This window comes from Streptomyces sp. NPDC127092 (genome assembly GCF_042722475.1).
Taxonomy (GTDB): Bacteria; Actinomycetota; Actinomycetes; order Streptomycetales; family Streptomycetaceae; genus Streptomyces.
Genome location: NZ_JBHXFE010000048.1, coordinates 56,752 through 64,771, shown reverse-complemented (window position 1 = coordinate 64,771; position 8,020 = coordinate 56,752). Strand labels below are relative to the sequence as shown.

The 8,020-nt window shown below is 73.9% G+C and carries 5 protein-coding genes; 3 read left to right on the top strand and 2 right to left on the bottom strand.

The genetic code is table 11. The features are described 5' to 3' along the window. On the bottom strand, positions 1–1,489 hold a 1,489-nt coding region (locus ACFWJO_RS31145), incomplete at its 3' end, for a CehA/McbA family metallohydrolase (RefSeq protein WP_386870530.1). 106 nt (positions 1,490–1,595) lie between these two features. Here ACFWJO_RS31145 and ACFWJO_RS31140 point away from each other — a divergent pair. The 3 genes from ACFWJO_RS31140 to ACFWJO_RS31130 all read left to right on the top strand — a co-directional run bounded on the left by ACFWJO_RS31140 (position 1,596) and on the right by ACFWJO_RS31130 (position 6,353). Continuing rightward, positions 1,596–2,429, top strand: coding sequence for a TIGR03619 family F420-dependent LLM class oxidoreductase (locus ACFWJO_RS31140; RefSeq protein WP_386870528.1), 834 nt, complete (start codon positions 1,596–1,598; stop codon positions 2,427–2,429). A 76-nt stretch (positions 2,430–2,505) separates the two neighbouring features. Next, the gene (locus ACFWJO_RS31135; RefSeq protein ID WP_386870526.1) at positions 2,506–5,106 is read left to right on the top strand and encodes a bifunctional FO biosynthesis protein CofGH; all 2,601 of its coding nucleotides are present in this window, start codon (positions 2,506–2,508) and stop codon (positions 5,104–5,106) included. 128 nt (positions 5,107–5,234) lie between these two features. After that, positions 5,235–6,353, top strand: a complete 1,119-nt coding sequence (locus ACFWJO_RS31130; protein ID WP_386870524.1) for an ADP-ribosylglycohydrolase family protein — start codon at positions 5,235–5,237, stop codon at positions 6,351–6,353. Between the two features lie 24 nt (positions 6,354–6,377). Here the strand turns inward: ACFWJO_RS31130 and ACFWJO_RS31125 are convergent, their stop codons facing one another. Continuing rightward, positions 6,378–7,955, bottom strand: a complete 1,578-nt coding sequence (locus tag ACFWJO_RS31125; protein WP_386870522.1) for a sodium:solute symporter family protein — start codon at positions 7,953–7,955, stop codon at positions 6,378–6,380. Positions 7,956–8,020: the final 65 nt, after the last annotated feature.

Genomic DNA, 8,020 nt, shown 5'->3' with positions numbered 1-8,020 from the left:
CCGCCAGGGCGCCCGGCAGGGGTGGCGTGGTGGCAGGGTGGCGGACTTCCGCCCGTACGTACGCGGAGCGGGCGGCCGACGTCGTCCACTCCACCGGTTCCGCCGACGCCGGGACCGTGTGCAGCACGCCCTGGTCCGTCACGAGGCGGAGGGTGCCGCCCTGCGGGGCGCCGGTGACGCGGAGCCGGGCGGTGACCGGCTCGTCGGCGTGGACGGGCAGGCGCTCGCCGAGCCCGGCCGAGCGGCCGTGGGTGTCGGCGAGCGTGAACTCCACGGACACGGCGGAGGATTCGGCGATGTACGCGCGCCCGGCCCGCAGTCCGTCCAGGATCGCCGCCCGGCTCAGCTCCTCGGCGAGGACCACCGTCTGCGGCCCGCCGACGCGGTCCGGGTCCCGGTGCGCGTCGCTGTTGCCCATGGCCGGGGTCCAGCGTCCCCTGGCCAGTGCCGCGTCCCAGCCGGCGAGCGCGACTTCGTCGTCCGGCGTGTAGGGGCCGTTCCAGACCTCGACCGCGTCCGCGTCGCCGAAGCCGAACTTCCAGGCGCAGCCGATGCAGGTGGCCTGCGGGTGCGCGGGCACGACCAGGCCGCCGGAGCGGCGGATCTCGCGGGCGAAGTGCCCGAACCGGTTCTCCCGCGCCCGGTAGCGCCAGTCGACGAACGTGCCCGGGTCGGTGCCGAGGGCGAGGACGTGGCCGTTGCGGGTCGTGACCTCCTCGCCGAGCAGGATCAGCAGGTCGTCGCCCGCGCTCGCGGCCCAGGCGCCGTGCCCGGCGTGGGTGTTGTGCTCGGTGCCGGTGATGAAGTCGAGCCCGGCGGCCCGGGCGAGCGCGGCGACCTCGGCGGGCGTGCGGCGGCCGTCGGAGTACACGGTGTGCAGGTGGCAGTCGCCCCGGTACCAGGCCCGGCCGCGGCCCCGCGCCCGCTCGGGCGGGTACGCCGGGCGGACGGCGGGCGCGGACGGGCCGAGCCGCAGGGTGATCGTCACGGTGTACGCCAGGCCCTGCGGCGCCACGGTGTACGGGCCGAGGGCGACGTACCAGGTCCCGGCGCGCAGCGGCCCGGCGACGTAGCCGGGCGTGGCGTCGTCGGCGCGCACGAAGAACTCCTTGCGGGCGCCGCCCGACCAGCCGCGGAAGCCCCGGCCGCCGAGGGCCGTGCCGCGCTGGTCGAAGAGCCCGATGTCGAGGGCGTTGCCCTGGGTGCCGGCGGGGACGGCGGGCCGCTCGTAGGCGTAGGCGACGTGCAGCTCGCGCACGCCGTGCGGCAGCTCCACCGGCAGGTACACGAAGTCGGGGCAGCCGGGCGGCAGGGTGCCGCTCACGGTGCGGGTGAGGACGTCGGCCGAGGACCCTCCGGACCCGTCGGCGGCCTGTGCGAAGCTCACGGTCCCCAAGGTAAGCGCGGTCGCGGCACCGGTCAGGAGCAGCGCGCGCCGGGTGGCGTGGTTCCTGGCGTCGTTCACGGCGTGGTTCGTCGCGTCGGTCATGTCCACGACTCTTCCCGCCGCCCGTGAACGACGGAACAACGCCTGCCGGACGGACCGTCTGCCGCACCCCTCGGAAATCCACGCCGCACCCCCTACCGTGCCGCCTATGCGGATCTCGACCACGATCTTCCTGACCGACGAGACCATCGGCCCCGTGCGGCTCGCCCGCGAACTCGAACAGCGCGGCTTTGCCGGGCTCTACCTGCCCGAGCACACCCACATCCCCGTGTCCCGTGACACGCCCGACCCGGCCGGCCGCGGCGAGCTGCCCCGCGAGTACGGCCGCACGCTCGACCCCTTCGTGGCCCTCGGCCAGGCCGCCGCCGTCACCGAGCGGCTCCGCCTCGGCACGGGCATCACGCTGGTCGCCGAGCACGACCCGATCGCCCTCGCCAAGCAGATCGCGACGCTCGACCACCTCTCCGGCGGCCGCTTCACCCTCGGCGTCGGCTTCGGCTGGAACCGCGAGGAGGCCGCCGACCACGGCGTCGACTGGCGCACCCGCCGCGCACGCACCCGCGACGCCGTGCACCTGATGCGCGCCCTGTGGGCCGCCGAACCCACCGCGTACGAGGGCGCCTTCGGCCACTCCGTCCGCGCCTCCCACGCCTGGCCGAAGCCCGCCGCCGGCGCCCCCCGCACCCTCGTCGGCGGCGCCGCGGGCCCCCGGCTCTTCGACCACGTCGCCGACTACGCCGACGGCTGGATGCCCATCGGCGGCCGCGGCCTGACGGAGACGATCCCGGCCCTGCGGGAGGTCTGGGAACGGGCGGGCCGCGACCCGAAGGCCCTCCAGGTCGTCCCGTACGCCGTCCTCCCGAGCCCGGGCAAGCTCGCCCACTACGAGGAACTCGGCTGCGAGGAGGTCGTCCTCCAGCTGCCGCCGGAGCCGGAGACCGGGGTGCTGCGGGTCCTCGACGAGTACGCGGGGTATCTGTGAGCCCCGGAAACCGACTGAACGGTCCGTCTGTGGAGGGCCCGGGCCCGGCGGGCTCGGCCGCTCGTATGCTCGGTCCATGACGGATCACCAGGAAAACCGCGTCTCCGCGCCCACCGAGAACGCCATGCGACGCGCGCTCAGGCGGGCCAGGGACGGGGTCGCGCTCGACGTCGGTGAGGCCGCCGTGCTGCTGCGGGCGCGCGGGGACGATCTGGCGGACCTGGTCGCGACGGCCGGGCGGGTGCGGGACGCGGGGCTCGAGGCGGCCGGGCGGCCGGGTGTCATCACCTACTCGAAGAGCGTGTTCATACCGCTCACGCGGCTCTGCCGGGACAAGTGCCACTACTGCACCTTCGCGACCGTGCCCGGCAAGCTCCGCCGCGCGGGCCACGGGATGTTCATGTCGCCGGACGAGGTCCTCGACATCGCCCGCCGCGGTGCCGCACTCGGCTGCAAGGAAGCGCTGATCACCCTCGGCGACAAGCCCGAGGACCGCTGGCCCGAGGCCCGCGAGTGGCTGGACGCGCACGGCTACGACGACACCATCGCGTACGTGCGGGCCATGGCGATCCGCATCCTGGAGGAGACGGGGCTGCTCCCGCACCTCAACCCCGGCGTGATGTCCTGGACGGACTTCCAGCGGCTCAAGCCCGTCGCGCCGAGCATGGGCATGATGCTGGAGACGACCGCCACCCGGCTCTGGTCCGAGCCCGGCGGCCCGCACCACGGCTCGCCCGACAAGGAGCCCGCCGTACGCCTGCGGGTCCTGGAGGACGCCGGGCGCTCCTCCGTGCCGTTCACCAGCGGGCTGCTGCTCGGGATCGGCGAGACGCCCGAGGAGCGCGCCGAGTCGCTGTTCGCGCTGCGCCGGACCGCCCGGGCCTACCACGGCATCCAGGAGCTGATCATCCAGAACTTCCGCGCCAAGCCGGACACGGCCATGCGCGGCATGCCGGACGCCGAGCTCGACGACCTGGTCGCCACGGTCGCCGTCGCCCGGCTCATCATGGGCCCGAGCGCCTGCCTCCAGGCCCCGCCGAACCTCGTCGACTCCGAGTACGAGCGGCTGATCGCCGCCGGCATCGACGACTGGGGCGGCGTCTCGCCGCTCACCATCGACCACGTCAACCCGGAGCGGCCCTGGCCGCAGATCGACGAACTGGCCGCCCGCTCCCGCGCCGCCGGCTTCGAGCTGCGCGAACGGCTCTGCGTGTATCCCGAGTTCGTCCGGCGCGGCGAGCCCTGGCTGGACCCGCGGCTGCTGCCGCACGTCCGGGCCCTCGCCGACCCCGAGACGGGTCTCGCGAACCCGGACGCGCCGGTGCGCGGACTGCCCTGGCAGGAGCCGGACGAGACCTTCGCCGCCGCGGGCGGCACCGGCCGCACCGACCTGCACCGCACCATCGACACCGAAGGCCGCACCGGCGACCGCCGCGCCGACTTCGACGAGGTGTACGGCGACTGGGAGGCGCTGCGCGAGGCCGCCGCGCCCGGAATGGCGCCGGAGCGGATCGACGCCGACGTGCGCGAGGCCCTCGCGGTGGCCGCCGACGACCCGACGAGGCTCACCGACCCGCAGGCCCTCGCCCTGCTGCACGCCGACGGCCCGGCCCTCGACGCCCTGTGCCGGGTCGCCGACGACATCCGCAGGACGGTGAACGGCGACGACGTCACGTACGTCGTCACCCGGAACATCAACTTCACCAACGTCTGCTACACCGGCTGCCGCTTCTGTGCCTTCGCCCAGCGCCGCACCGACGCCGACGCCTACACCCTGTCCCTGGACCAGGTCGCCGACCGCGCCCAGCAGGCCTGGGAGGTCGGCGCCGTCGAGGTCTGCATGCAGGGCGGCATCCACCCGGACCTGCCGGGCACGGCGTACTTCGACATCGCCAGGGCGGTGAAGGAACGCGTCCCCGGCATGCACGTGCACGCCTTCTCGCCGATGGAGGTCGTCAACGGGGCCTCCCGCACCGGACTGTCGATCCGCGAGTGGCTGACGGCGGCCAGGGAGGCCGGTCTTGACTCGATCCCCGGCACCGCCGCCGAGATCCTCGACGACGAGGTCCGCTGGGTCCTGACGAAGGGCAAGCTGCCCACCGCCACCTGGATCGAGGTGGTCACCACCGCGCACGAGCTGGGCATCCGGTCCTCGTCGACCATGATGTACGGGCACGTGGACCAGCCCCGGCACTGGCTCGGCCACTTCCGCACCCTGGCCCGGATCCAGCAGGAGACGGGAGGCTTCACCGAGTTCGTGACGCTGCCGTTCATCCACACCAACGCGCCGGTCTACCTCGCGGGCATCGCCCGCCCGGGCCCGACCGTCCGCGACAACCGGGCCGTGACGGCGATGGCCCGGGTCCTCCTGCACCCGCACATCCCCAACATCCAGACCAGCTGGGTGAAGCTGGGTGCGGAGGGCGCCGCCGAGATGCTCCGCTCGGGCGCCAACGACCTCGGCGGCACCCTGATGGAGGAGACCATCTCCCGTATGGCCGGTTCGAGTTACGGCTCGTACCGCTCGATCCGTGACCTGGAGGCCATCGCCGCGGCGGCGGGCCGCCCGGCCCGGCCCCGGACCACCCTGTACGGCGAGGTCCCGGAGGAGCGGCAGCGCGCGGCCCGCGCCTCGGACGGTCACCTGCCGGAACTGCTGCCGATCGTCCAGGACTGAACCCCGGGCGAACTGCGGTCAAAAACCGCCTGAAGGGCGTCGGATCACATAACGTTCCGTCCCCCGAATGAGCGCATCCGGTCTATTACAGTGCTGGACCAGGAGCTGCTGACCGGGGGAGGCACGTCGTGACCACCACAGCCGCGGCCGTGTGGGGCCGCACCGAACAGCAGGACTTCCGTTCGCGCGTCCGCGGCTGTCTGCTCGGCGGCGCGGTCGGCGACGCCCTCGGCGCCGCGGCGGCCGGCCGCGGCCTCGCGGCACTGCGCGAGGCCCACGGCCCCGAGGGCCTGACCGACCTGGCGCCCGCCTACGGCCGCCGGGGCGCCGTCACCGCCGCCACCCAGATGTCCCTGTTCACCGTGGACGGCCTCATCCGCGCCCAGGTCCGCCGCGACACCGGCGCCTGGCACCCGCCCACCGACGTCCACCGGGCCCATCTGCGCTGGGCGGCCACCCAGCGCGACTGGGGCCCCGACGAGCGGCGGGCGGACCTCGGCTGGCTGGCCCGTCAGGAGTGGCTGTACGCACGCCGGGACCCGGCCCGGGCCTGTCTCACGGGCTTCGGCGACGAGATCCTGGGCACCCCGGAACGGCCCAAGAACCCGCAGGCCGCCGACAGCGGCGCCCTCGTCCGCTCGGCGCCCTTCGGGCTGCTCGTCGGCTGGGAGCCCCAGCTCGTCTGCCAGCTCGCGGTCGAGTGCGCGGCGCAGACGCACGGCGCTCCCGCCGCGTACCTCGCGGCCGGCGCGCTCGCGGTCGTCGTGCACGGCCTGGCCCGCGGCGGCGGCATCGAGGCCGCCGTCCGCGTCGCCGTCGAGCAGCTCGCCCCGCGCCCGGGCCACGAGCCGGTGACCGGGGCCCTGGAGGCCGCGCTCGCCGCCGTACGGCAGGGCGTGCCGGACGCCGAGCGGGTGACGGCGCTCGGGGCGGCCGAGGACCGGGCCGAGGGACAGCTGGCGGCCGCCCTGTACTGCGCGCTGGTCGGCGAGGACATCCGGCACGGGCTGCGCCTCGCGGTCAACCACGACGGCCCGTCGGCGGCGACCGGCACGCTCACCGGGGCGCTGCTCGGCGCCCTGCACGGCGAGACGGCCCTCCCGCCGGCCTGGGTGGCCGAACTGGAGGGCCGTTCGACGGTCCTGGAGCTCGCGGACGACTTCGCGATGGAGATGACCCAGGGGGCCGCGCTGCACGGCCCCGCGGATCTGGCCTCGGGCTGGCTGAGCCGCTACCCGAGGGCCTGAGCTGCTGCCGGACGGCCTGAGCCATTAGCCCAGGGGCTGCCCCGTCCGGTTCCGGCCCGTGCGGTCCCGGCCGGCCCGGTCCGCCTGGGCGGGCACGGCCGAGGCGCCGCCACCTTCGCCGCCACCGTCGCCGTCCAGGCTGGCCAGGATCGCGTCGCGCTCCGGCGTGTCCTCGGGCTTCACCCAGCCGATCAGGACGTACAGCACGAGCGAGGTGGCGAGCGGCGCGACGATCTGGATCTGCAGCTCGACGCCGTCGAGGCCGTAGTTGGTGAGCCAGAAGGCGAAGAGACCGGCCGCCCACGAGACGAGGGCCGCCGTGGGGCCCGACTTCCGGAAGGTGCGCAGCAGACCGAGCATGAACGGGATGGCGATCGGACCCATCAGCCCGGCCACCCACTTGATGACGACGGTGATGATGTCCTTGAAGGTGGGGGAGTTGACCTGGGTGGCGACCGCCATCGACAGGCCGAGGAAGGCGATCGTCGACCAGCGGGCGGCGACCAGCCCGGCCCGCTGGGTCCAGCCCCTGGCGGCCTTGCTGAGGGCGGGCGCGATGTCGCGGGTGAAGACCGCCGCGATGGCGTTGGCGTCCGAGGAGCACATGGCCATGGTGTGCGAGAAGAAGCCGACGATGACGAGGCCGAGCAGTCCGTGGGGCAGCAGCTGTTCGGTCATCAGGGCGTACGCGTCGGAGGCGTCGGCCTTCTTCGGCTCGACGAGCAGCGGCGCGACCCACATGGGGAAGAAGAGGACGAGCGGCCAGATCAGCCACAGGGCGGCGGAGAGCCGGCCGGAGCGGGTGGCCTCGCGGGCGGTCGGGGTCGCCATGTAGCGCTGGGCCTGGTTCCACATGCCGCCGCTGTACTCGAAGGTCTTGATGAAGAGGTACGCGAGGAGGAAGGTCAGCGTGTACGGGCCGGCCGTCGGCGCGGTGTGGCCCTGGAGCTCGGGCCGGTCCCACACCGTCCACAGCGCGCCGACGCCGCCGAGCTTGCCGAGGACGGCGACGAGCATGGCGATGCCGGCGAGGAACTGGATGACGAACTGGCCCAGTTCGGTCAGCGCGTCGGCCCACAGGCCGCCGACGGTGCAGTAGACGCCGGTGATGACGCCGGTGATGAGGATGCCCTGGTTGAGGGAGATCCCGGTGAAGACGGAGAGCAGGGTGGCGATGGCCGCCCACTTCGCGCCGACGTCCACGATCTTCAGGAGCACGCCGGACCAGGCGAGGGCCTGCTGGGTGGGCAGGTTGTAGCGGCTCTTCAGGTATTCGAGCGGGGAGGCCACGTGGAGCCGTGAGCGGAGCCGGTTGAGGCGGGGCGCGAAGAGGTGGGCGCCGACGGCGATGCCGATGGCGATGGGGAAGGACCAGGTGACGTAGGAGGTGACGCCGTAGGTGTAGGCGATGCCCGCGTATCCGGTGAACATGACCGCGCTGTAGCCGGACATGTGGTGCGAGATCCCGGAGAGCCACCAGGGCATGCGGCCGCCCGCGGTGAAGAAGTCCGAGACGTCGTCCACGCGCTTGTGGGACCAGACGCCGATCGCGACCATGACACCGAAGTAGCCGATGAGCACGGCCCAGTCGAGACTGTTCATTGCGTCCCCTCCATGGGGTCCCGGTCCGCCTTGTGAACGCCGTTCATCGTCTGGGGAGTTGAAAG